At 65.0% G+C, this 22917-nt stretch carries 19 protein-coding genes; 1 reads left to right on the forward strand and 18 read right to left on the reverse strand.

The window, feature by feature from the left end; genetic code table 11:
• Window positions 1–11 precede the first annotated feature (11 nt).
• The 13 genes from VE009_RS06045 to VE009_RS06105 form a co-directional block, all read right to left on the reverse strand.
• Entirely contained in the window at window positions 12–749 is a 738-nt protein-coding gene (locus VE009_RS06045; protein ID WP_325006494.1) for a Stp1/IreP family PP2C-type Ser/Thr phosphatase, read from the reverse strand.
• Between the two features lie 5 nt (window positions 750–754).
• On the reverse strand, window positions 755–1825 hold the full coding sequence (gene rlmN / locus VE009_RS06050; RefSeq protein WP_325006495.1) for a 23S rRNA (adenine(2503)-C(2))-methyltransferase RlmN: 1071 nt from the start codon (window positions 1823–1825) through the stop codon (window positions 755–757).
• 113 nt (window positions 1826–1938) lie between these two features.
• Window positions 1939–3429: a 16S rRNA (cytosine(967)-C(5))-methyltransferase RsmB gene (gene rsmB / locus VE009_RS06055; RefSeq protein ID WP_325006496.1), complete on the reverse strand. Its 1491-nt coding sequence runs from the start codon at window positions 3427–3429 to the stop codon at window positions 1939–1941.
• On the reverse strand, window positions 3426–4394 hold the full coding sequence (gene fmt / locus VE009_RS06060) for a methionyl-tRNA formyltransferase (RefSeq protein ID WP_325006497.1): 969 nt from the start codon (window positions 4392–4394) through the stop codon (window positions 3426–3428). The genes rsmB and fmt overlap by 4 nt, the downstream gene beginning before the upstream one ends.
• Complete coding sequence (gene def, locus VE009_RS06065; protein WP_325006498.1) at window positions 4391–4879, reverse strand: peptide deformylase; 489 nt, start codon at window positions 4877–4879, stop codon at window positions 4391–4393. Before def ends, fmt begins: the two co-directional genes overlap by 4 nt.
• A gap of 70 nt (window positions 4880–4949) precedes the next feature.
• On the reverse strand, window positions 4950–7424 hold the full coding sequence (gene priA / locus VE009_RS06070) for a primosomal protein N' (protein ID WP_325006499.1): 2475 nt from the start codon (window positions 7422–7424) through the stop codon (window positions 4950–4952).
• Complete coding sequence (gene coaBC, locus VE009_RS06075; RefSeq protein ID WP_325006500.1) at window positions 7421–8719, reverse strand: bifunctional phosphopantothenoylcysteine decarboxylase/phosphopantothenate--cysteine ligase CoaBC; 1299 nt, start codon at window positions 8717–8719, stop codon at window positions 7421–7423. The genes priA and coaBC overlap by 4 nt, the downstream gene beginning before the upstream one ends.
• A gap of 36 nt (window positions 8720–8755) precedes the next feature.
• On the reverse strand, window positions 8756–8986 hold the full coding sequence (rpoZ, locus tag VE009_RS06080) for a DNA-directed RNA polymerase subunit omega (RefSeq protein WP_325006501.1): 231 nt from the start codon (window positions 8984–8986) through the stop codon (window positions 8756–8758).
• A gap of 7 nt (window positions 8987–8993) precedes the next feature.
• A complete protein-coding gene (gmk, locus tag VE009_RS06085) occupies window positions 8994–9602 on the reverse strand; it encodes a guanylate kinase (RefSeq protein ID WP_325006502.1) in 609 nt (202 codons plus the stop codon).
• A 56-nt stretch (window positions 9603–9658) separates the two neighbouring features.
• Entirely contained in the window at window positions 9659–9919 is a 261-nt protein-coding gene (gene remA, locus VE009_RS06090) for an extracellular matrix/biofilm regulator RemA (RefSeq protein WP_199617827.1), read from the reverse strand.
• A gap of 129 nt (window positions 9920–10048) precedes the next feature.
• Window positions 10049–10930: a YicC/YloC family endoribonuclease gene (locus tag VE009_RS06095; protein WP_325006503.1), complete on the reverse strand. Its 882-nt coding sequence runs from the start codon at window positions 10928–10930 to the stop codon at window positions 10049–10051.
• A 26-nt stretch (window positions 10931–10956) separates the two neighbouring features.
• Window positions 10957–12864 carry a bifunctional homocysteine S-methyltransferase/methylenetetrahydrofolate reductase gene (locus tag VE009_RS06100; protein ID WP_325006504.1) on the reverse strand — a complete coding sequence of 636 codons (1908 nt, stop codon included), beginning with the start codon at window positions 12862–12864 and terminating at the stop codon, window positions 10957–10959.
• Between the two features lie 101 nt (window positions 12865–12965).
• Window positions 12966–15749 (reverse strand): calcium-translocating P-type ATPase, SERCA-type, encoded by a 2784-nt coding sequence (locus VE009_RS06105; RefSeq protein ID WP_325006505.1) that lies wholly within the window; start codon window positions 15747–15749, stop codon window positions 12966–12968.
• Window positions 15750–15939: 190 nt separating this feature from the next.
• Between VE009_RS06105 and VE009_RS06110 the strand changes: the two genes are divergently transcribed.
• Window positions 15940–17649, forward strand: coding sequence for an Rqc2 family fibronectin-binding protein (locus tag VE009_RS06110; RefSeq protein ID WP_325006506.1), 1710 nt, complete (start codon window positions 15940–15942; stop codon window positions 17647–17649).
• Between the two features lie 168 nt (window positions 17650–17817).
• Here the strand turns inward: VE009_RS06110 and VE009_RS06115 are convergent, their stop codons facing one another.
• From VE009_RS06115 to VE009_RS06135, 5 genes are all read right to left on the reverse strand, one after another.
• Window positions 17818–18756, reverse strand: coding sequence for a MerR family transcriptional regulator (locus VE009_RS06115; protein WP_325006507.1), 939 nt, complete (start codon window positions 18754–18756; stop codon window positions 17818–17820).
• 109 nt (window positions 18757–18865) lie between these two features.
• Window positions 18866–20170, reverse strand: coding sequence for a UDP-glucose/GDP-mannose dehydrogenase family protein (locus VE009_RS06120; RefSeq protein WP_325006508.1), 1305 nt, complete (start codon window positions 20168–20170; stop codon window positions 18866–18868).
• A gap of 2 nt (window positions 20171–20172) precedes the next feature.
• Window positions 20173–21057, reverse strand: a complete 885-nt coding sequence (galU, locus tag VE009_RS06125) for a UTP--glucose-1-phosphate uridylyltransferase GalU (protein WP_325006509.1) — start codon at window positions 21055–21057, stop codon at window positions 20173–20175.
• A complete protein-coding gene (locus tag VE009_RS06130; protein ID WP_325006510.1) occupies window positions 21054–21926 on the reverse strand; it encodes a PHP domain-containing protein in 873 nt (290 codons plus the stop codon). The genes galU and VE009_RS06130 overlap by 4 nt, the downstream gene beginning before the upstream one ends.
• Window positions 21917–22828: a selenium metabolism-associated LysR family transcriptional regulator gene (locus tag VE009_RS06135; RefSeq protein WP_325006511.1), complete on the reverse strand. Its 912-nt coding sequence runs from the start codon at window positions 22826–22828 to the stop codon at window positions 21917–21919. The genes VE009_RS06130 and VE009_RS06135 overlap by 10 nt, the downstream gene beginning before the upstream one ends.
• Window positions 22829–22917: the final 89 nt, after the last annotated feature.

Raw genomic sequence — 22917 nt, forward strand, 5'->3', positions numbered from 1 at the left:
TCCGTTCGGCTCTATGGTACATTAGCGATCAGCACCACCGTAATATTGTCGTCCCCGCCGGCGTTCAATGCGTATTCCACGAGCCGGTCCACCTTCTCGCCGAGCGTCCCCTCGCCGCGAACCGTTCGCGTCAGCTCTTCCTCGGGCACGAGATTTGAGAGGCCGTCGCTGCACAGCAGCAGCATGTCGCCCGGCTTCCACTGCACGTACGACAGGTCGACGTCCACGTCGGCCTCGGTGCCGAGCGCCCTAGTGATGACGTTCCGCCGCGGATGCACCGCCGCCTCGTCCGGGGTCAACTGGCCGGTTTTGACCAATTCGTTGACGAGCGTATGGTCTTCGGTGATTTGCGCAAACTGCTCATGATTAATGTAATAGGCCCGCGAATCGCCGATGTGCCCGATCAGCACCCGGGATTCGTTCGCAAGCGCCACCGTCACCGTCGTCCCCATCCCCCGGTAATGCTCCTTGCCCGACGCGACCTCGAACACCTTCGCGTTCGCCTCGCGGATCGCTTCGACGAGCCGCGCTTCGCGCTCCGCCTCGTCCGGTTCGCCTTCGATGCGGCTTAACGCCTCCTCGACGAGCTCGATCGTAATTTGGCTCGCCGTGTCCCCGGCTTGATGCCCGCCCATGCCGTCGGCGACGATGGCGAGCGTGCAGCCCGCCACCCCGTCTCTTACGACGACCCGATCCTCGTTCACGGCGCGGACGCGGCCCACGTCGGATTTATATGCAGCTTTCAGCATGTCATTCACCTCGCGGTCGACTCCATATGTTTCGCGCGCAGCTGGCCGCAAGCCGCGGCGATGTCGTGGCCCTGCTCCCTGCGAATCGTCGTGTTCACTTGCTTCGATTCGAGGATGCGCTTGAAATCGAAAATGCGCTCCTTCGGCGTGCGCACGTAGTCGCGTTCCGGCACGTAGTTCACCGGAATGAGGTTGACGTGGCACAGCATCCCTTTCAGCAGCGTGCCGAGCTCCTCGGCGTGCTCGGGCTGGTCGTTGACCCCGTTGATCAGCGCGTACTCGAACGTGATGCGCCTTCCCGTTTTCTCGATATAATACCGGCAGGCGTCCATGACGTCCGCGAACGGGAAGCGCCGATTGACCGGCATCAGCTTCGAGCGGAGCGCGTCGTTCGGGGCGTGGATCGATATCGCCAGGTTGATCTGCGTGTTCCAATCCGCGAATTCGCGGATTTGCGGCACGATGCCGCTCGTCGACACGGTGATGTGGCGCTGGCCGATTTTCATTCCTTTGTCGTGCATCATGAGCGTCAGGAACGCTTTCGTAGCTTCATAGTTTTCGAAAGGCTCTCCGGAGCCCATGACGACGATGGAGCTGATCCGCTCGTTCGTCGCGTCCAAGAGGCGCTGCGCGTAGACGACCTGCGCCACGATTTCGCCGGCGTACAGGTTGCGCTTAAGACCGCCGAGCGTCGACGCGCAGAACGTGCAGCCGATGCGGCAGCCGACCTGCGTCGTGACGCAAATGCTGATGCCGTAATTGTGGCGCATGACGACCGTCTCGATCGCGTGGTTGTCGTAGAGGCCGAACAAAAACTTGATCGTGCCGTCCTTCGATTCCAGCTTCGTGATTTCGTTCAGCGTCACGAATTGATAATGCTCCGCGAGCTTGTCGCGCAGCCCCTTCGACAAATTCGTCATCTCCTCGAAAGAGACGACCCGTTTGGCGTACAGCCATTCGAAAATTTGGCCGGCGCGGAACGCGGGCTCCCCTTGTTCCTTCAGCCAGTCCTGCAGCGCCTCCAAAGTCAGATCGTATATGAACGGCTTCTCCGGAAGCTGAATGTCTTTCTTCATGCGTATGATCCCCGCCTTCTTAGGTCCCCCGGACTCGGAACGACATGCTCGTCCCGGACCGCCGAAACTCTTCTTTCTATTGTAAACGTTCGTCCGCTATTTTAACACAAGCTTCACGGCGCCGCATGGGGCGACCGAACGAGCCTCGCCATGAAAAAGCCGTCGGAGCCGAATTGCTCCGGCGTTACCCGCAGCATGCCGGGGCCGGCCGCGCACGCCTCCGCCACCTTCGGCGGAATGCCTGAGGGCAGCCGCGGATCCGGCGCGAATTCGGGATGCTCCGCGAGGAACGCGGCGATCTGCTCCTCGTTCTCCTTCGGCTCGAGCGTGCACGTGCTGTATACGAGCGCCCCGCCGGGCTTCACGAGCTTCGCGGCGGAGCGGAGAATCGCCTTCTGCGTCTCCGCGATGGCGTCGACGTCGCCCCTCGTCTTCGTCCATTTGATGTCCGGCTTGCGGCGGATGACGCCGAAGCCGGAGCACGGCGCGTCGAGCAGGACGCGGTCGAACGAGCCCGCCTCGAACCGCTCATGCAGCTTCGCGGCGTCGATGACGACCGTCTCGACGCTGCGAAGGCCGAGCCGTCGCGCCGCGGCGTCGATCAGCTCCCGCTTGTGCGGGTGGATGTCGCAGGCGATTATCTCGCCCTCGTCCTCCATCCGCTCCGCCAGGTGCGTCGATTTCCCGCCGGGCGCGGCGCAGCAGTCGAGCACGCGCATGCCCGGCTCCGGGTCGACGAGCGCGGCGACGAGCATCGAGCTTTCGTCCTGCACGGTGCACAGGCCTTGCGCGTACGCGTCGCCGTGCGCCGCGTTGCCGCCGCTCGTCACGACGACGCCGTCGTAGCTGACCGCGGACGGCTCCGCCGCGACGCCGCTCGCCGCGAGCCGCTCGATCAGCTCGGCGCGGGTCAGCTTCAGCCGGTTGACGCGGACGCTCGCCTTCGGCGGCTCGTTGTTCGCGGCGGCGATTCTCCCGGCGCGCTCCGCGCCGAACGCGCGCACCCATTCCCGGATCAGCCATTCCGGGTGGGATTCCTCGAACGCGATGCGCGCCGCGTCATCGAGACCGGCCGGCGCCGCAGGCCGCCCCGGATTCGCGGCGAGCTTCCGCAGCACCGCGTTCACGAGGCCGGAGACGCCGGCATGGCCGCGCCGCCTCGCGATCGACACCGCTTCGCTGACGGCGGCGTGCGCCGGCACCCTATCGAGGTACAGCAGCTGGTAGGCGCTGAGCCGCAGCAGGCTGCGCACCCACGGCTGGAGCTTCGATACGCCTTTGGCGAGATGCGCCCCCAGCACCGCGTCGATCGTCTGCAGCCGCTGGATCGTGCCGTACACGAGCTCCGTCGCGAGGCCCGCCTCCCGCGGCTCGGGCTTATGGCGCGTCAGGGCGGCGTTCAACGCTAGGTTGCTGTACGCGCCCTCCTGCTCGACGGCCGTCAGCGCTTCGAGCGCGATCTCCCGCGCGCCGAGCGGCTTCTTCGGCGGCCGCTGCCCCGGCTTGCCCGCGGGCTTGCCTCCGGGCTTGTTCGCAGCCGACTGATTCGGAGCGGACTTCTTCGGAGCGGGCTTCTTCGGCGGCTTTGGCGTCGGTCCGCTCATCGCGTCTCCTCCGCCGCCGCGCCGAGCGCGTCGCCTTTCTTCATTTGGCCGCCCTTCACGAATTCGGCGACGGGCAGCGCCTTCTTGCCGGCCGGCTGCACCTCGGTCGCGACGAACACGCCGTCGCCGGTCGCGACGGCGAGGCCTTCCGGTCCGATATCAAGCACGGTGCCCGGCGCCGCGGAGACGGCCCGTCCCGGCTCCGGCCGCTTCGCCTTCCATATTTTGAACACGTCGCCGTTCCAGAACGTGAACGCTCCCGGTCTCGGAGACAGACCGCGCAGCTGGTTGTAGATGTCCGCCGCGCTCCGCGACCAATCGATCCGCTCGTCGTCGCGCGTAAGGTTCGGCGAATACGTCGCTTCCGCCTCGTTCTGCGGCGTGCGCGGCGCCGTCCCGTCCAAAATAGACGGCACCGTCTCGAGCAGCAGCTTCGCCCCGACCTCGCTCAGCCGCTCGAACACGACGCCGGCGTCGTCGTCCGGGCCGATGGCGAGCTCCGCCTTCGCGATCATATCGCCGGTGTCTAACCCCTCGGCCATGTACATGATCGTCACGCCGGTGACCGATTCGCCGTTCATGATCGCCCGCTGGATCGGCGCGCCGCCGCGATATTTCGGCAGCAGCGAGCCGTGGACGTTAATGCAGCCGTATTTCGGCAGCTCGAGCACCGATTTCGGCAAAATTTGTCCGTACGCCGCCGTCACGATGAGATCCGGCTCATACGCCGCAAGCGCCGCGACCGCATCGCTCGCGCGCAGCTTCGGCGGCTGCAGCACCGGCAGCCCGAGCCGCAGCGCCTCCTCCTTCACGGGCGTCGGCGTGAGCGTCTTCTTGCGGCCGGTCGGGCGGTCCGGCTGCGTCACGACGGCCGTCACCCGGTAGCCGGCGTCCATCAACGCACGAAGGGACGGCACGGCAAAGTCCGGCGTCCCCATGAATACGATATTCGGTTCGTTCCTCATACGACGTCTTCATCCTCTTCGTCGCGGCTCGGCTCATAGACGCGGTCGGCGATGTCGATGAACAGGATGCCGTTCAAATGATCGATTTCGTGCTGGAACGCCCTGGCCAGGAAGCCCGATACGTCCATGACGACTTCTTGCCCGTTGCGGTCGAGCCCTTTGACCTTCAGCTTCTCCTTGCGGCGGACGTCGCCCTGCAGCCCGGGGATGCTCAGGCACCCCTCCGGCCCGAATTGCTCCCCGCTCGATTCCAAGATTTCCGGATTGACCATCTCGATCAAGCCGTGCTCGTCGCCGACGTCGATGACGATGACGCGCTTCGAGATGCCGATCTGCGGCGCGGCGAGCCCGACGCCCGGGGCGTCGTACATCGTCTCCGCCATATCGGTGAGCAGTTTTTGAATGTTCGGCGTAATTTTCGGCACCGGCTTCGCCACTTCCCGAAGCACCGGGTCCGGATGTTTGACGATCAAGCGAATCGCCATTGTCGGTAGCCCCTTTCGTTATCGAACGACCCCCTCCCTTCGCGGGAGGCGGGCAGATTGGATATATCATTTACATCAGCATTTGCGGATCCATATCGAGCTGAATGCTCAGCTTCGCCTTGCGGATGTCTTCGCCGAGCGCGTCCGCGGACGCGCGCAGCGCCTCCGCCACGCCGGCGTCTCCCCGATATTTTACCATGCATTGGAACCGATATCTATCTTTCAGTTTCGGGATCGGCGACGGCACGGGCCCGAGCAGCTCGGCGGCGAGGCCGTCCCCCCGGCGCTCGGCGAACCGCCGTTTCAGCTCGGTCGCGAACCGCTCGCTGCACGGCACGAGCCGCGAGATGTCCTCGTGCGACAGCGTCGCGAGCGCCAGGCGGCAGTACGGCGGGTAACCCAGCTCCCGGCGGGACAGCAGCTCGCGCCGGGCGAAGCCCCGGAAATCGTGCTTCGCCGCGAATTGGATGCTGTAATGCTCCGGCGTGTACGTCTGGACGACGACTTCGCCGGGCAGCTTGTGGCGGCCCGCGCGGCCGGCCACCTGGGTCAGCAGCTGGAACGTCCGCTCCGCCGCCCGGAAATCCGGAATGCGGAGCACCGTATCCGCGCTGATGACCCCGACGAGCGTCACGTCGGGAAAATCGAGCCCCTTCGCGACCATCTGCGTGCCCAGCAGCACGTCGGCTTGCTTATCGCGGAAGGCGGCGAGCAGCTTCTCGTGCGCCCCCTTCTGCGACGTCGTGTCGACGTCCATTCGGATGACGCGGATGCCCGGGAACAGCTTCGCGAGCTCCTCCTCGACGCGCTGCGTGCCTGCGCCGAAATGGCGGATATGCTCGCTTTGGCAGCTCGGGCACTGCGACGCTTCGCGCTCTGTGTAGCCGCAGTAGTGGCAGCGCGAGTGCCGGCTCGTCCGATGGTACGTCAGCGTAATGTCGCAGTGCGGACACTGCGCCGTATAACCGCATGAGCGGCACATGACGAACGTCGCGTAGCCGCGCCGGTTGAGCAGCAGCACCGTCTGCTCGCCGCGCTCGAGCCGCTCGCCGATCGCCTCTCGCAGCCGGTTGCTGAACATCGCCCGGTTGCCGTCGCGCAGCTCCTGCCGCATGTCGACGATCGTGACCTCGGGCAGCGGGCGTCCTTCGACGCGCTCCGTCATTTCGAGCAGCGTGAAAACGCCGCGGTGCGCGTCGAGGTACGTCTCGAGCGACGGCGTCGCCGAGCCGAGCACGACGGCGGCGCCGTGCTGCGCCCCGCGCTCGAGCGCGACGTCGCGGGCGTGATATTTCGGCGACTCTTCTTGTTTATAGGAAGATTCATGCTCTTCGTCGATAATGATAAGACCAATGTTCGTGAACGGCGCGAAAATCGCGGACCGGGCGCCGATCGCGATTTTCACCTGGCGGCGGGCGATTTTGCGCCATTCGTCGTACCGCTCGCCATGCGAGAGGCGGCTGTGCATGACGGCCACCTCGTCGCCGAACCGGCCCTTGAACGCGTTCACCGTTTGGGGCGTGAGCGAAATTTCGGGCACGAGCAGGATCGCTTCGCGCCCCGCGTCGAGGCACGCCTGCATCGCCTGCAGGTACACCTCGGTTTTGCCGCTGCCGGTCACCCCGTGCAGCAGGAACGGCGCGTAGGCGCGGCTGCGAATCGCTTCCTTCACCGGCGCGAGCGCGGCGGCCTGCGCCTCCGTCAGCGGCAGCGGCTGCGACGCGGCGAAGCGGCGGTTCGCGTACGGGTCGCGCGCCACCTCGCGCTCTTCGACGGCGACAAGCCCCTTCGCCTCGAGCGCCTTGACGGCGGACGGGCCGATGCCTTCGCGGGCGAGCTCCGCGAGCGCTTCGCCGTCGAAGCCGCCCGCGATGCCGCCCGCCTCCTCCGCCGACGCCATCCGCTCGAGCAGCTCCGCCTGCTTCGGCGCGCGCCGCCGGAGCGATTCGGCCGCTTCGCGCAGCGCTTCCGCGCCGGCGGCCGGCCGGACGAACAGCTGCGTCTTCGCGCCGAGCCGGTCCTTCACCTGCTTCGATTCGGTCAAGAGGCCGAGCCCGATCGCCAGATGCAGCTCTTCCGCCCGGTCGGCGAACGCCTGCATGAGCGCCTGCTCGGACACCGAGCCGCGCCGGGCGACGTATTCGAGCACGCCGCGCGCCGCCTCCGGCGTTCCCGGCGCGCCTGGCGGCACCGCCGCCTCGTACACCGTCTCCGTCTTCGTCTTGAGCGCGCTCGGCAGCAGCGCCGCGAGCGCCGTATATTGCGGGCACACGTATTTGCGGCTGAGCCACGAAGCGAGCTCGAGCAGCTCCGCGGTCACGACCGGAGCCGCGTCCAGCACGCCCTTCAGCGGCTTCAGCTTGGCCGGATCCATGTCGGTCGTCTCCGCCACGCCGACGACGAACCCTTGCAGCACGCGCGGGCCGAACGGCACCCCGACGCGCACGCCGGGCTTCACGAGCGGCCGAACGCGCTCCGGCACCAAATAATCGAACGGCCGGTCCGTGTCCCGGGCCGGCGCGTCGACGATCACTTTAGCGATCATGTAGAAGTCTCCCTTGCCTCGGACGCCGACGACGCTCCGGACGCCCCCGCAGACGCCCCTGTGGACGTCCCTGCGTTCGCCGCCGCGGCGCGCGCCGCGAACGCCTCGCGCCCGATCGTCAGCAGCCGATCGGCGACCGACCGCTTCGATTGCAGCGGCAGCTCCTCGACGAGCCCGTCCGCCGTAAAGACGGACACGGCGTTCGTATCGTGCCCGAAGCCGACGCCGGGCTGCGACACGTCATTCGCGACGATGAAGTCGGCGCGCTTCGAGGCCGCCTTCAGGACGGCGTATTGCGCCACATCGTGCGTCTCGGCCGCGAAGCCGATCAGCACTTGGTCCGGCCGCTTGCGCGCCCCGAGCTCCTTCAGGATGTCGGGCGTCCGTTCGAGCGTGAGCGTCATCTCGTCGGCGCTTTTCTTAAGTTTGCGGTCCGCTCGCGCGGCCGGACGGTAATCGGCGACCGCCGCCGCCTTCACGACGATGTCCGTCTCGGGAAAGCGCGCCAGCACGGCGTCGTACATGTCCTGCGCCGACTCCACGCGCACGAGCTCTACGCCGGCGGGCGGCTGGGCGTCGGCGCGCCCGGCGACGAGCGTCACCCTCGCGCCTCGCGCCCGCGCCGCCTCCGCGACGGCGAAGCCCATTTTGCCCGACGAATCGTTCGTTAAATACCGGACCGGATCGATCCGCTCCACGGTCGCGCCCGCCGTCACGAGCACGCGGACGCCGTCGAGATCGCGGGGCGCCGCGAGCAGCGCCGACAGCTTGTCCGCGATTTGCTCCGGCTCCGCCATCCGGCCTTTGCCCGTATAGCCGCAAGCGAGAAACCCTTCGCCCGGCTCGACGAAATGGACCCCGCGCCCGCGCAGCGTCTCCATATGCTGCTGCACGATCGGGTTCGCGTACATATGCACGTTCATCGCCGGCGCGATCAGCACCGGCGTCCGCCCGCGATGCGCGAGCAGCGTCGTCGACAGCATATCGTCGCCGAGGCCGAGCGCGAGCTTCGCGAGCGCGTTCGCCGTCGCCGGCGCGACGACGACGGCGTCGGCCCGGTCCGCGAGGTCGATATGCGAGATGACGGCCGCGTCCTCCTCGTCGAACGTGTCAACAACCACGCGATGCCGCGTGATCGCTTGGAACGTCAGCGGCGCCACGAACTTCGTCGCCGACGCCGTCATGACGACGCGCACGTCCGCTCCCGCCTGCGTCAGCTTGCTCGCGACGGCCGCCGCCTTATACGCGGCGATGCCGCCGGTGACGCCGAGGATCACCGTTTTCCCCTGAAGCATCCAGATCCCTCCTTCTTGCGAAAAAAATAACAACCACTAGGGTTGTTGAGGGGAAGAAGCTTCCGCTTCTTTGGTCGTTTTTTCGTACGTGATCAGGTCGCCGTGAATTTCCTCCAGCGCGACGCCTACCTGCTTGTGGGCCCGCGGGTTGCGCAAATCGGACTTCGCACCTTCGCGCAGCGCTCTCGCGCGCTTCGACGCCGCGACGACGAGCAAATATTTGCTGCCGGCCTTTTCGACCAGCTTGTCGATCGATGGATATAACATCCTTCTCCTACACCTCGTTCAGCCAATTTTGGATCGCCGGAAACACCCGTTCCCGCTTGCAGTGCTCCGCCGCGATAATGCATTGCACGCGGTTGCACGCCGTCTCGAGCACGTCGTTCACGACGGCGTAATCGTAGTGCTCCATCAATTTCAGTTCATCCGCCGCCGCGGCCATGCGGGACCGAATCGAGCTTTCGGTTTCGGTACCGCGTCCGACGATGCGGTTGCGCAGCTCCTCGAGCGACGGCGGCAGCACGAAGATGAAGATCGCGTCCGGAAACCGCTCTTTCACCTGCATCGCGCCCTGCACGTCGATTTCGAGAATGATGTCTTTGCCGTTGTCGATCGTCTGCTGCACGAACGACTTCGGCGTTCCGTAATAGTTGCCGACGTATTCCGCCCATTCGAGCAGTTCGCCGGCTTCGATCATCGAACGGAACTCTTCATGCGTTTTGAAAAAATAGTTGACGCCGTCGATCTCGCCCTCCCGCGGTTTCCGCGTCGTGGCCGAGACCGAATATACGAGCTCGGGAGACATCTTCCGCAGCAGGTTGCACAGCGTTCCCTTGCCTACGCCGGACGGGCCGGACAACACGAGCAGCAAACCTTTGGTCATGAACCGTTCCTCGACTTTGGTTAGGGTGGTTTGGACAGTAGGTATCGTCATGGCCGTCACTCGTCGTGATCCTCGTCTTTGTTGGAGAGCCGGTGCGCGACGGTTTCGGGCTGCACCGCGGACAAGATAACGTGATCGCTGTCCGTGATGATGACGGCCCGCGTTCTGCGGCCGTACGTCGCGTCGATCAGCATATGCCGGTCCCGCGCCTCTTGGATGATGCGCTTGATCGGCGCCGATTCGGGACTCACGATAGAGATGATCCGATTCGCGGATACGATGTTGCCGAATCCGATGTTGATGAGTTTGATAGCCATGCTGGTTTCCCCCTAGCGCCTCTTAGTAGGCATTGTAACCCGCGCCGCTGTCCCCCATACGGCACCGCCGCCGGGCGAAAAGAGTCGATTTTATCTATATCGCGGTTTTCCTAAAAAAAGTAGTGCGAATCACTCGATGTTTTGCGTTTGTTCCCGCAGCTTTTCGAGTTCGGCTTTCACTTCGACGACCAGGGCGGACACGCCCGCGTGGTTCGCTTTCGAACCGATCGTATTCGCTTCCCGGTTCATCTCTTGCAGGAGGAAGTCCAGCTTCCTGCCGACAGGCTCGTTCGCGTCGAGCAGCGCGGCGAACTGCTTCGCGTGGCTCGCAAGGCGCGTCAGCTCCTCGTCGATCGCGCTCCGCTCCGCGAAATACGCGACCTCCGCGGCGAGCCGCGCCTCGTCGACCGGCGCGTTCCCGCCGGTGAGCTGCTCGATCCGCTCGCGCAGACGCTCCCGTACTTCGGCGGCGACGTTCGGCGCGAGCTCGCGGATGCGCTCGACGCGCTCCTCGACGGCCGCGAGCTTCGCCCGCGCGTCCGCTTCGAGGAACCGTCCTTCGGCCTCGCGCATGGCGGCGAGCCGCTCCAACGCGCCCGCCGCGCAGGCGAGCAGCTCGTCGTCCGCGCTGTCCGGCAGTTCGTCCTCGCGGACGGAAAATACGCCGGGCGCCTTCAGCAGCTCCCACGCCGTGAGGCCGCTCTCCGCGAGGGCGAACCGCTCCTTGAGCCGGTTCGCCGCGTCCGCGTACGCCGCCGCGAGCGCCCAATCGACTTCCGCCTGCCGGGGCGTCTCCCCGGTCCGATCGACCGCGACGGTCACGTCGACGCGCCCGCGGCCGATGCGTGATGCCGCGAGCTTGCGGAGCCTGTCCTCCAAGTGGTTCCATTCCCGCGGAAGCCGGCATACGACTTCCGCATATCGATGGTTTACGGATTTCATCTCGACCGTAAACGTCAGTGGTCCAACGCTTCTGGAATCGCGTCCGTATCCGGTCATGCTTCGCAGCACAGCCTCGCACGCTCCGTTTCTCTATATTACTTCATTTCCCTAGTGGGTACAAGTGGAAAACGGGCCTGCGCCCGCTCCCGGACGTAACGGGTCAGCTCCACCGTCATCTCGTACGCCATGAACGGGGTGATGAGATAAATGCCGTTGAATCGCTCCATGGCGACGTCGAGCAGCTCTTTCGAGATGTCGAGCGACACCCTGCGTCCCGCTTCGCCCTCGAGCCCCGCCATGCGGCGGCGCACGTCGTCGGACAGCGTGATGCCGGGCACCTCGTTGTGCAAATATTCGGCGTTGCGGCCGCTCGTGAACGGCATGATGCCGACGAAAATCGGAATCGGCAAATGCTTCGTCGCCTCATGCAGCTTCACGATGAGCTCCGGATCGTATACCGGCTGCGTCATCGCGTAGTCGGCGCCGGCTTCGATTTTCTTCTCGAGCCGCTCGACCGCCTTATGCAAATGCTTGACGTTCGGATTGAGCGCCGTGCCGACGAGAAAGCTCGCCTTCTCCTTGAACGGCTTGCCCGAGAACGCCAGGCCTTCGTTCATCTGCTTGATCATGCGGATGATCTGGAAGCTCGTGACGTCGTACACCGAGCTCGCCCCCGGCAAATCGCCGAAACGGGCCGGATCGCCCGTGATCGCGAGCACATGGTCGATGCCGGTCGCGTGCAGCCCCATCAGATGCGACTGCGTGCCGATTAAGTTGCGGTCCCGGCAGGCGATATGCACGAGCGGCCGGGCGCCGATCCGCTCCTTAACGAGGAACGCGAGCGCGCTGTTGCTCATGCGCGTCATCGCGAGCGAATTGTCCGCCATCGTAATTGCGTCGGCGCCCGCTTCGTGCAGCGCTTTGGCGCCTTCCATGAATTTGTCGATAATGAGGTCGCGCGGCGGGTCGAGTTCGACGATGACCGTATGGCGCTCCTTCACGATGTCGACGATCGACGGCTCCCGGCTCTCCGGCGGCGCCGCCTCGCGCGCTTCGACGCGTTGCCTCGCGGCGGGCTCCCGCTCCGCCGCTTCCGCCGCTTCGGGACGGAACGCGTCGAGCGCCTTCGCCACCGCGGCGATATGCTCCGGCGTCGTGCCGCAGCAGCCGCCGACGATGCGCGCCCCGAGCCGGGCGAGCGTCAGCGCGCTCTCCGCGAAATAGTCGGGGCCCGCCGGGTACGAGAACGTGCCGTCGACGTACGCCGGCAGCCCCGCGTTCGGGAAAATCGACAGCGGATATTCGCCGCGGCCGCCGAGCTTCTCGAGCGCGCGGATAATGCCGTACGGCCCGCTGACGCAGTTGAGGCCGACGATGTCCGCGCCCGCATCTAACAGCAGCGCGAACGCTTCGTCGAGCGTCCGTCCGTCCGCCGTGCCGCCCCCCGCCTCGATGGCGAGCTGGCAGATGACGGCCTTGTCCGTGAGGCGGCGCGCCGCGCGCACGGCGTCCGCCGCGTCGCCCGCGTCGTGGAACGTCTCGAGCAGCAGCGCGTCGACGCCGGCTTCGAGCAGCGCCGACATCTGCTCCTCGTACGCGCGAATCGCGTCCGGCGCCTCGGCGGCGTCGCGCGGCTCCGCCCGCGCCGAGCCGACCGCTCCGGCGACGTACGCGTCCGCGCCGACGCTGGAGCGGGCCGCCCAGGCGGCGGCCCGGTTGATCGCGCCGACCTCGCGCTCGAGGCCGTAACGGGACAGCTTCGTCCGATTCGCCGCGAACGTGTTCGTCTCGATGAGCCGCGCCCCGGCTTCGTAATAGCGGCGGTGCACGTCGCGGATCAGCTCCGGACGGCTCAAGTTGAGCTCCTCGGAGCTTATGCCGATCGGAATGCCGAGCTGATACAAATACGTGCCCATCGCGCCGTCGCCGACGATGGCCTGATCTCTTATGCGAATGCGCAAATCGGGCTTTGCGCCCGTCTCGCGCGGTTGGAATTCATTCATCTTCGCAGCCCTCCGTAACGCCGAAAAAAAACGCCCCGCTTCGAGGCATGAAATGGTTAGCCATTATCATACCGCAAAACGGGGCGCTTCGCATGCGTTTTTTATCGAGCGGCGGCGCCGGCGCCGCCGTCGTAGCGGATCGTCCGCTTTTTCTTCGGCGCGGAGAGCAGGCTGCCGATGCCGAAGAACAGCGTCGGAATCGCGGCGAAGCCGAGCACCATGATCCAATCCGCGAGGCCGAGCGCCGTCGTTTTGAAAATCGGCTGCAGCGGCTCGATGTACAGCACGCCGAGCAGCAGCGCGATCGAGGAGACGACCGCCAGCACGAGCGCTTTGTTTTCGAACAGGTTCCGGTGGAAAATGGAGCGCGAGCTCCGGCAGTCGAATACGTGAATGAGCTGCGCCATGACGAGCGTCGCGAACGCCACCGTCTGCGCGTGCGTCAGCGTCGCGTCGCCCTCGCCCCGCTGCAGGACGAGCCAGAACGGGATAAGCGTGCAGACGCCGATCAAGAAGCCGCGGGAAATGATTTTCCATCCGAGACGCCTTGCGAAAATGTTCTCCTTCTTGCCGCGCGGCGCGTGCTCCATCAAATCGCGCTCCGGCTGATCGATGCCGAGCGCCATCGCCGGCAGGCCGTCGGTGACGAGGTTGACCCACAAAATCATGATCGGCACGAGCGGCAGCGGCATGCCGAGCATCATCGCGATGAACATGACGAGAATTTCCCCGACGTTCGAGGCGAGCAAGTAGCGGATGAATTTGCGAATGTTTTCGTAAATGCCCCGCCCCTCTTCGATCGCGGCGACGATCGTCGCAAAGTTGTCGTCGCTTAAGATCAGCGAAGACGCCTCTTTGGACACGTCGGTGCCGGTGATGCCCATCGCGATGCCGATGTCGGCCGCCTTGATCGCCGGCGCGTCGTTGACGCCGTCGCCCGTCATCGCGACGACGTGGCCTCTTTCCTGGAGCGCCTTGACGATGCGCAGCTTATGCTCCGGCGACACCCGGGCGTACACGTAAATTTCGTCGACGACTTTGGCGAGCTGCTCGTCGCTCATCGCCGCGAGCTGGCTTCCGCTCACCGTCCGGCCGCCCTTCGGAATCATGCCGAGCTGGACCGCGATCGCCTCCGCCGTCGTCAAATGGTCGCCCGTAATCATAACGGTTTTGATGCCGGCGCGGCGGCATTTTAAAATCGCTTCGCGCACCTCTTTGCGCGGCGGGTCGATCATGCCCGCGAGGCCGGCGAACACGAGCCCCCGCTCCGCCTGCTCCGCGCTTTCCACCGTCTCGCCCGCTTTGAGATCCCGGTACGCGAGGCCGAGCACGCGCAGCGCGTCGCCGGCGAACGCCTCGTTCGCCTCCATCACCTTCTGCTTCAGCGTGCCGGTGAACGGCACGAGCTTGCCGTCCCACAGCACATAGCTGCATCGTTCGATGAGCAGGTCCGGCGCGCCCTTCGCGCAAAGCAGGCGGCCGCCTTGATGCTCCACGACGACGGACATGCGCTTGCGGTCCGAGTCGAACGGGAACTCGGCCACGCGGCGGTACAGCGGCGCGAGATTCGAAGCAGTGAGGCCCGCCTTCGCGCCGAGCACGGTGAGCGCCCCTTCGGTCGGGTCGCCTTTGATCGTCCATACCGGCTCGAGCGCATCTTTGCCCCGCTTCTTTTTGCCCTGCGGCTCCGGCGTCTCCCGCACGAGCTCCGCGTCGTTGCACAAGACGCCAATCTGCAGCAGCCGGCGCAGCGCGAGATCGTCCTTCACGCCCGTTTTCCCGCCGCGGTCGAGAATGTCTCCTTCCGGCTCGTAGCCTTCGCCGGTGACGTCGAGCGTCCGGCCGCCGAGCCACAGCCGCGTCACCGTCATCTTGTTTTGCGTCAGCGTCCCCGTCTTGTCGGAGCAGATGACCGACGCGCAGCCGAGCGTCTCGACGGACGGGAGCTTGCGGACGATCGCCTTCCGCTTGATCATGCGCTGCACGCCGAGCGCGAGCGCGACCGTCACGATCGCCGGCAGCCCTTCGGGGATGGCGGCGACGGCGAGCGACACCCCGGCGAGGAACATGCCGTACGCCGGTTGACCGTGCATGATGCCGGCGACGACGACGAGCACCGTAAGGGCGAGCGCGACGCCGATCAAAATTTTGCCGAACTGCTCGAGGCGGCGCTGCAGCGGCGTCTCCGCCTCTTCCGTGCTGTTGATGAGATCGGCGATCTTGCCCATCTCGGTGCGCATGCCGGTGCGGACGACGACGGCGCGCGCGGTGCCCATCGTGATCATCGTGCCGAGGAAGCCCATGTTGCGCTGGTCGCCGATTCCCACGTCCGCCTCCGGAATCGATCCGACGCTTTTGGCGACCGGCACCGATTCGCCGGTGAGCGCCGATTCCTCGGCGTAGACGCTGTTCGCCTCGAGGAAGCGGACGTCCGCCGGGACGCGGTCGCCGCTCTCGAGCGCCACGATGTCGCCCGGCACGAGGTCCTTCGCCGCCACGACGCGGAACGTCCCGTCCCGCAGCACTTTGGCCGTCGGCGCGGACAATTCTTTCAGCGCGCGCAGCGACCGCTCCGCGCGGTATTCTTGGATGAAGCCGAGCAGACCGTTCATGACGATGATGGCGACGATCGTGATCGCGTCCAAATATTCGCCGAGCAGGCCCGAGATGAGCGTCGCGCCCATCAGCACCAGCACCATGAAATCCTTGAATTGATTCAAAAACAGCGTCAGCGGCGACAGCTTCGTCCCCTCGCTCAGCTCGTTGGGGCCCGACTCCGCCCGGCGCCGGTTCGCTTCGTCCTCGGTCAGCCCGCGCGCCGGATCGATGCCGTGAGCGGCGAGCAGTTCCTCCGTCTCCATCTGGTACCACGTCGGTTCGTTCATACCCCCGTGTTCCCTCCCTCGTTCGAATAACTTGTACTAGGAACAATGTATTCACGGAGGGACGAGAATATCCCACTTGTCCCCGGCCGCCTTGCCGCGGCGCGGGCGGAACGCATATAATCACTGTTGGAGCGCAAAACGCGATTCCATACGGCGGAAAACAAGTTGCCGCATCGAGGAGAAATGGCCCATGGCATTCGACGGTCTCGTCGTACGGGCGGTTGTGCATCAGCTGCAGCCGTACGTCGGCGGAAGAGTTCATAAAATTCAACAGCCGAACGAACATGATTTTCTATTTACGATTCGGGGCGCCGGCAAAACGTCCAAGCTGCTGCTGTCGTCGAATCCGACGTACCCCCGATTTCATTTCACGGAACGGTCGTACCAAAATCCGCTCGAGGCGCCGATGTTTTGCATGCTGCTGCGCAAGCATTGCGAGAACGGCGTCATCGAATCGATTCGCCAAGTCGGCATGGAGCGAATCGTGCACATGCATATCCGGCAGCGGGACGAGCTCGGCGACGTGAGCGTGAAGCGAATCGTGCTCGAGCTGATGGGCCGGCACAGCAATTTGATTCTGATGGATCCGGAATCCGGCACGGTGCTGGAAGCGGCGAAGCGCGTCACGCCGGCCATCAGCTCGCACCGCATCGTCGCGCCCGGCGTGCCGTACGCGCCGCCGCCGGAGCAGGCGAAGCGCGACCCGCTCGAAGCGACGGCGATTGAAGCGCGCGCCCTGCTCGCGGGCGCCGCGGACGCGTTCGACGCCGCCCGGCGGCTCGTCGACGCGTATACCGGCATCAGCCCGCTCGCCGCGCGGGCGATCGTCGCGGGCGCCACGGACGCCGGCGAAGCGTTCGCCGCTGCGATGGCCCGCATTCGCCGGCACGAGTACGAGCCGAACATCGTGACGGAGCCGAGCGGCAAAACGTCGTTCTCCGTCGTGCCGCTCGACCCGGCGGGGGCCAAACGCGAAACGTTCGACGACGTCAGCGTCTGCCTCGAACGGTACTACGGCGACAAGGCGGAGCGCGATCTCGTCAAGCAAAAAACGTCGGACCTTGCGAAGCTGCTGACGAACGAGCGGAACAAAAACGAAAAGAAGCTCGAGAAGCTGCGGGAAACGAAGCAGGAAGCGCTGGACGCGGACAAGCACCGCATTTACGGGGAGCTGCTTAACGCGTACATGCATACGTTCGCGAAGGGAGACGCCTCCGTCGAAGTGGAAAATTACTACGACGAGGAGCAGCGGACGATCGCCATTCCGCTCGACCCGCTGCTGACGCCGTCCGAAAACGCGCAGCGCTATTTCCGCAAGTACCAAAAGCTGCGCAACAGCCTCGCGATCGTCGAGGAACAGATGAAGGAAGCGGAAGCGGAAATCGAATATATGGATGCGCTGCTCCAGCAGCTTGAGGGGGCGACGCTCTCGGACATCGAGGAAATTCGCGAGGAGCTGGTGGAGGGCGGCTATTTGCGGAGCCGCGGCACGAAGCCGGGCCGCAAGGCGCGCAAGAACGACAAGCCGCAGCTGCACGCGTTCGTTTCGTCGGAGGGCGCGCCGATCTACGTCGGCCGCAACAACACCCAGAACGACTACATTACGAACCGCCTCGCCCGCCCGACGGATACGTGGCTGCACACGAAGGACATCCCGGGCTCGCACGTCGTCATCCGCGCCGACGCGTTCGGGGAAGCGACGCTCGCCGAGGCGGCCAATCTGGCTGCGTATTTCAGCAAAGCGAAGCAGTCCAGCCTCGTGCCCGTCGATTATACGCTCGTCCGCCACGTGAAAAAGCCGTCCGGCGCGAAGCCGGGCTTCGTCATCTACGACAAGCAAAAAACGCTCTTCGTCACGCCGGACGAGGAGGCGGTTCGGAAGCTCCGGCCGCTGAAATAACAAAAACTTTGTTCGATGTACATTCGGGGAAGCGGGTACTGCGAGATCAGGCAGCTCGTCCCTCGAAGCGTATCCTTTCTGATTTCTAAAGCAAGTCTCTAATAAAGCAAGGGCCGCTCCCGCTTCGCGTCGATTTCAGCGCGAAGCCGGGAAGCGGCCCTTGTTCGATTATGCCATGATCATCGATTTGATTTTCAGCGCGACCTCGCGCCCTTGCCCCGCCGACATGTACACGTTGCGAGTGCCCGGCACGACGGCGTCCTCCTTGATGAAGCCGCCGATGACGAACGCGCGCGTATCGGCATGCCGCGAAGCGATGTCCCGGTCGATCGCCGCTAGCAGCGGCAGCCATTCCAAGTGCGCTTGCTGAGTCGGCGAGCTGAGGACAAGCGCTTTCGGCCGCTGCAGCCGCAGACACTCGAGCAGCGCCTTCTCGGACGGCACGTGGCCGAGCCGCACGACCCGGAGCCCCGCTTGCATCGCGAAACATCCGAACAGCAGCGATTCGAGCTCGTGTCTGTCGTACGAGGAGACGGTCGTCACGACGCACGGCGCTCCCGGCTCGGGCTCGAACAGCTGCTGCGTCGACAGCAGCCGATCGCGCGCGAAGAGGATGCCGTACAGCTCGTGATAATCCGACGTCTCGCCCCTCTGGCGCATGTCCCCGAGCTCGGCGAGCGCCGGCAGCAGCACCTGCGTCAGGACGAACTCGAGCCGGTGCAGCCCCGCCAGCCGGTCGAACAGCCGGGCGGCGGCCGCATCGTCAAGTTCGAGCCACGCGGCGATGAGCCGGCGGCGGAACTCCTCCGCCTCCGTCATCGCCGCCGGCCGCCGGGCCGGCGCCGCGGCCGGTTCCGGCTCCCGCTGCTGCGACGGAATGCCCCCGGCCAGGAAGTCCTGCACGGCAAGTCCGATCGGCACGCCGGCGTCGACCCGGCTTTTCAGCCAGAGGAACGTTTCGACATGCTCCTTCGTATAGCCCCTGTATCCGTTCGGGAAACGCGAAGGGGAGACGACGCCGTACCTCTCCTCCCATTTGCGAAGGAGCTGCGTGGACAAGCCCGTGCGCAAGGACACTTCTTTGATTGTAAACAGCCGCTTGTTCATACGCTCCTCCGAAGTGAGAAGTCAACGCCCCGCAGCTTCCGCCCGCGGGAGAAGCCCGTCGGCGGTTGCGATTCGGTCGCCGAAACGCGGGGTTGCCGCCGATCGGCGTTTATTTGCCGACGGCGGAATAATAAAAGCCATGGGCTCGCATCTGTTCGGGATCGAACACGTTGCGGCCGTCGAACACGTACGGTCGGCGCAGCGCCTCTTTCGCCCGATCGAGATCGAGCGACTTCACCTGCGCCCATTCGGTCACGATGAGCATCGCGTCCGCGCCCTCGAGCGCCTCGTACGGATCGTCCGTAATCGGGACGTCCGGCAGCAGCGCCGCCGCCTTCGGGCCGCAGATCGGATCGTACGCCCGCACCGACGCGCCGTACTGGCGCAGCATGGCGATGATGTCGAGCGACGGCGCGTCCCGCAGATCGTCCGTATTCGGCTTGAAGCTAAGGCCCATGACGGCCAGCGTCTTATCCGCGAGATCGCCTTGGAAGGCCGCGCGCACTTTGCGGACGAACCGCTGCCGCTGCAGCTGGTTCACCTCGATGACGGCGCGCATGATTTTGAAGTCGTAGTCGACGTTCTCGGCGATGAACAGCTGCGCGCGCGTATCCTTCGGCAGGCAGAAGCCGCCGTAGCCGATGCCCGCGTTCAGGAACGCCGGGCCGATCCGCTTGTCCATCCCCATGCCCTTCGCGACCATGCCGATGTCGGCGCCGACCTTCTCGCACACGTTCGCCATTTCGTTGATGAACGAAATTTTCGTCGCGAGGAACGAATTGGACGCGTATTTGATCAACTCGGCGCTTTCCCGGTTCGTCATGAGCACGGGCGCGTCGAACGGCGCGAGCGCCGCGCGCACCCGCGCGCCGGCCGCCTCCGACGCCGCGCCGATGACGATTCGATCCATATGGAACGTATCGTGGACGGCCGTCCCTTCGCGGAGAAACTCCGGATTGCTGACGACGTCGAACCGGACGCCGCTGCGCGCGAGCGATCGCAGCAGCGTCTCCGCCATCGAGCCGGTGCCGACGGGCACCGTGCTCTTGATGACGACGATTTTGTCCTCGCGCGCCGCCTCCGCGATATGGCGGAGCGCCGTCTTCACCTGCGACATGTCGACGTCCCCGTTGTCGAGCGACGGGGTGCCGACGGCGACGAACACGATTTCCGACGCGTCGACGGCCGCCGCCGTCTCCGTCGCGAACGACAGCCGTCCCGACGCGACGTTGCGTTTCACGATTGTCTCGAGCCCCTCTTCGTAAATCGGCATGACGCCGGAACGAATCGACTCGATCTTCCGCTCGTCCCGATCGACGCAGACGACCGTATGGCCGACTTCGGCGAGGCACGCGCCGGTGACGAGTCCGACGTACCCGGTGCCGAGCACGCCGATCCGCATCCCTTCGAACATGCTTACGCCTCCTTCCACCCGCTCACGAGATCGATCAAATACGCCTTCACGTCGTCCGCAAGGTCGGGGCGGCGCAGCGCGAATTCGATCGTCGCTTCGATATACCCGAACTTGTCGCCGACGTCGTAGCGCTTTCCTTGCACCGTATAGGCGATCATCGGCTTGCGGCGGTTCAGCTCGCGCAGCGCGTCGGTCAGCTGAATTTCGCCGCCGCGCCCCGGCGTCTGCCGCTCCAAAATATCGAAGATGTCAGGCTCGATCACGTATCGGCCGATAACGGCCAAGTTGGACGGCGCCTGCCCGCGCTCCGGCTTTTCGACCAAATCGTCGATGCGGGCCGCGCACGGTTCGCCTTCCACCACGCCGTCCGGCGACACGATGCCGTACTTCTCCACTTCGTCCCACGGCACTTCTTGCACGGCCAAGAGCGACGTCTTCTGCTGCTCGTGCAGGCGCAGCATTTCGCGCAGCGCCATCGGATCCGATTCGATGATGTCGTCGCCGAGCAGCACGGCGAACGGCTCGTCGCCGACGAACGTGCGCGCGCAAAGCACCGCATGGCCGAGGCCGAGCGGCTCCTTCTGCCGAATATAATGAATGTCGACCATCTGCGATATGTCGCGAACCTGCCGCAGCATCTCTTCCTTGCCCTTCTCCTCGAGCATCAGCTCCAGCTCGACCGATTTATCGAAGTGATCCTCGATCGCCCGCTTGTTCCGGCCGGTAACGATAATGATATCTTCGATGCCCGCCTCGATCGCTTCCTCCACGATGTATTGAATCGCGGGCTTGTCGACGATCGGCAGCATCTCTTTCGGCTGCGCCTTCGTGGCCGGCAGAAAGCGGGTGCCTAACCCCGCCGCCGGAATGATTGCCTTGCGGATCATTCGCGTTTCCCTCTCTTCTCTCGTAGCTCTAGTAATGTGGCGACGACCCCGGCCTCCGTCTCGCGGCCCCCTAGCGCCGCATGGAACGGTACGCCGTCCCGGTATCCGTGAAAATCGGAACCGGCCGTCGCCGCAAGGCCGAACCGTTCGGCGAGCCGCCGAAATTCGCGCTCCTGCGCTTCGTCGTGATCGGCGTGCGCGGCTTCGACGCCGTGCAGCGCCGGGGCGAGCCGTTCGATCAAGGCGGCGCCGCCGCGGTACAAGCCGGGATGCGCCAGCACCGCGGCGCCTCCCGCTTCCCGAATCCAGCGGACCGCCTCCTCGGGCGCGATCCGGTCGACGGCGGCGTACGCGAGCGCGCCCTCGGCCAAATACCGGTCGAACGCCTCTCTGACGGATGCCGCGTACCCTTTGGCGACGAGCAGCTCCGCGATATGCGGCCGGCTGACCGCCGCGTCTTTGTTCGCCCGCCGCTCCGCCGCGATCGTTTCCGCTTCCGCGAGCGACACGTCGAAGCCGAGTCCGCGCAGCTTTTCGAAGATTGCCTCGTTCCGGCCTCGGCGCACGTCGCGGTTCGACGCGAGCCGCCGAACGAACGTCTCGTCGCCCGGATCGATCCACAGCCCCAGCACGTGCACGTCTTCCCCGTCCCAGCGGGTGCTGATTTCGACGCCGGGGACGACGTCGACGCCCAGCTCCCGGCCGGCGCGCGCCGCCTCTTCGACGCCCGCGACCGTATCGTGGTCCGTCACCGCCACGCCTCGCAGCCCCCGTTCGCGCGCCAACGCGACAAGCTCCCTCGGAGAGAGCAGACCGTCGGACGCCGTCGTGTGCGCATGCAGGTCGTACCCTCGCCCGATCATAACCATTGGCTCAAATCCTTTTCCCGCAAAAATGAAAGAAACGTCACCGCGGAGATCGGCAGCAGGTTCGTTTTCAAATAAGTGGCGTAAAATTGCCGTTCGAAGCGAACGCCTTCGATCGGCACGAGCTTCAGCACGCCGAGCGCCAGCTCGTGCTTCACCGACGTTTGCGACAAAAACGTAATGCCGAGGCCCGCCTCGACCGCCGATTTGACCGCGCCCGTGCTGCCGAGCTCCATGACGATTTTCATGTCCGCGGCGTTGAAACCTTTGCGCGACAGTTCCTCTTCCATGACCTGGCGCGTGCCGGAGCCTTGCTCCCGCAAAATGAACGGGTACTGGAGCACCTCCTCCATCGCGACGGGCGCTTTGTCCGCGAGCGGGTGGCCGCTCGGCACGATCAGCTTCAGCTCGTCGCTGAGCACCGGCTCCGTGTGGACGTCGGGATGCGCGACCTGCGCTTCGATCAGACCGAACGTCAGCTGGTGTTTGAGCATTTCCTCTAAAATTTGCGCCGTGTTCATCACCTTCATCTGAATGGCGATGTTCGGGTATTCCCGATTGAACGGCCCCAGCAGTCTCGGCAGTATGTATTCCCCGACGGTCAAGCTCGCCCCGAGCAGCAGCCGGCCTTGCAGCATGTGCGTAAACCGGGACATCGCCAAATCGGTTTCCTTTACTAAGTCTATGCTCCGTTTCGCATATACCATGAGCACCTTGCCCGCTTCCGTCAGCTCGATTTTTTTGGTCGAGCGATGAAAGAGCTTCGTGCCGAAGTATTCTTCGAGCGCCTGGATCTGCATCGTTACCGCCGGCTGCGTCATATGCAGCGCCTGCGCCGCCGCGGAGAAACTACCCCTTTCCGAAACTGTGTAAAAGATGTGCAATTGATGGAAGCTGAGCGCCATGGGTAACCGTTCCTCCGTGCCTTGCCGAATAGATGCAATTTCCATTATACACGAAAAAAGCGCGGCGTTGGTAAGCCGCGCTCGTTTGC

This window comes from Paenibacillus sp. (assembly GCF_035645195.1).
Taxonomy (GTDB): Bacteria; Bacillota; Bacilli; order Paenibacillales; family YIM-B00363; genus Paenibacillus_AE.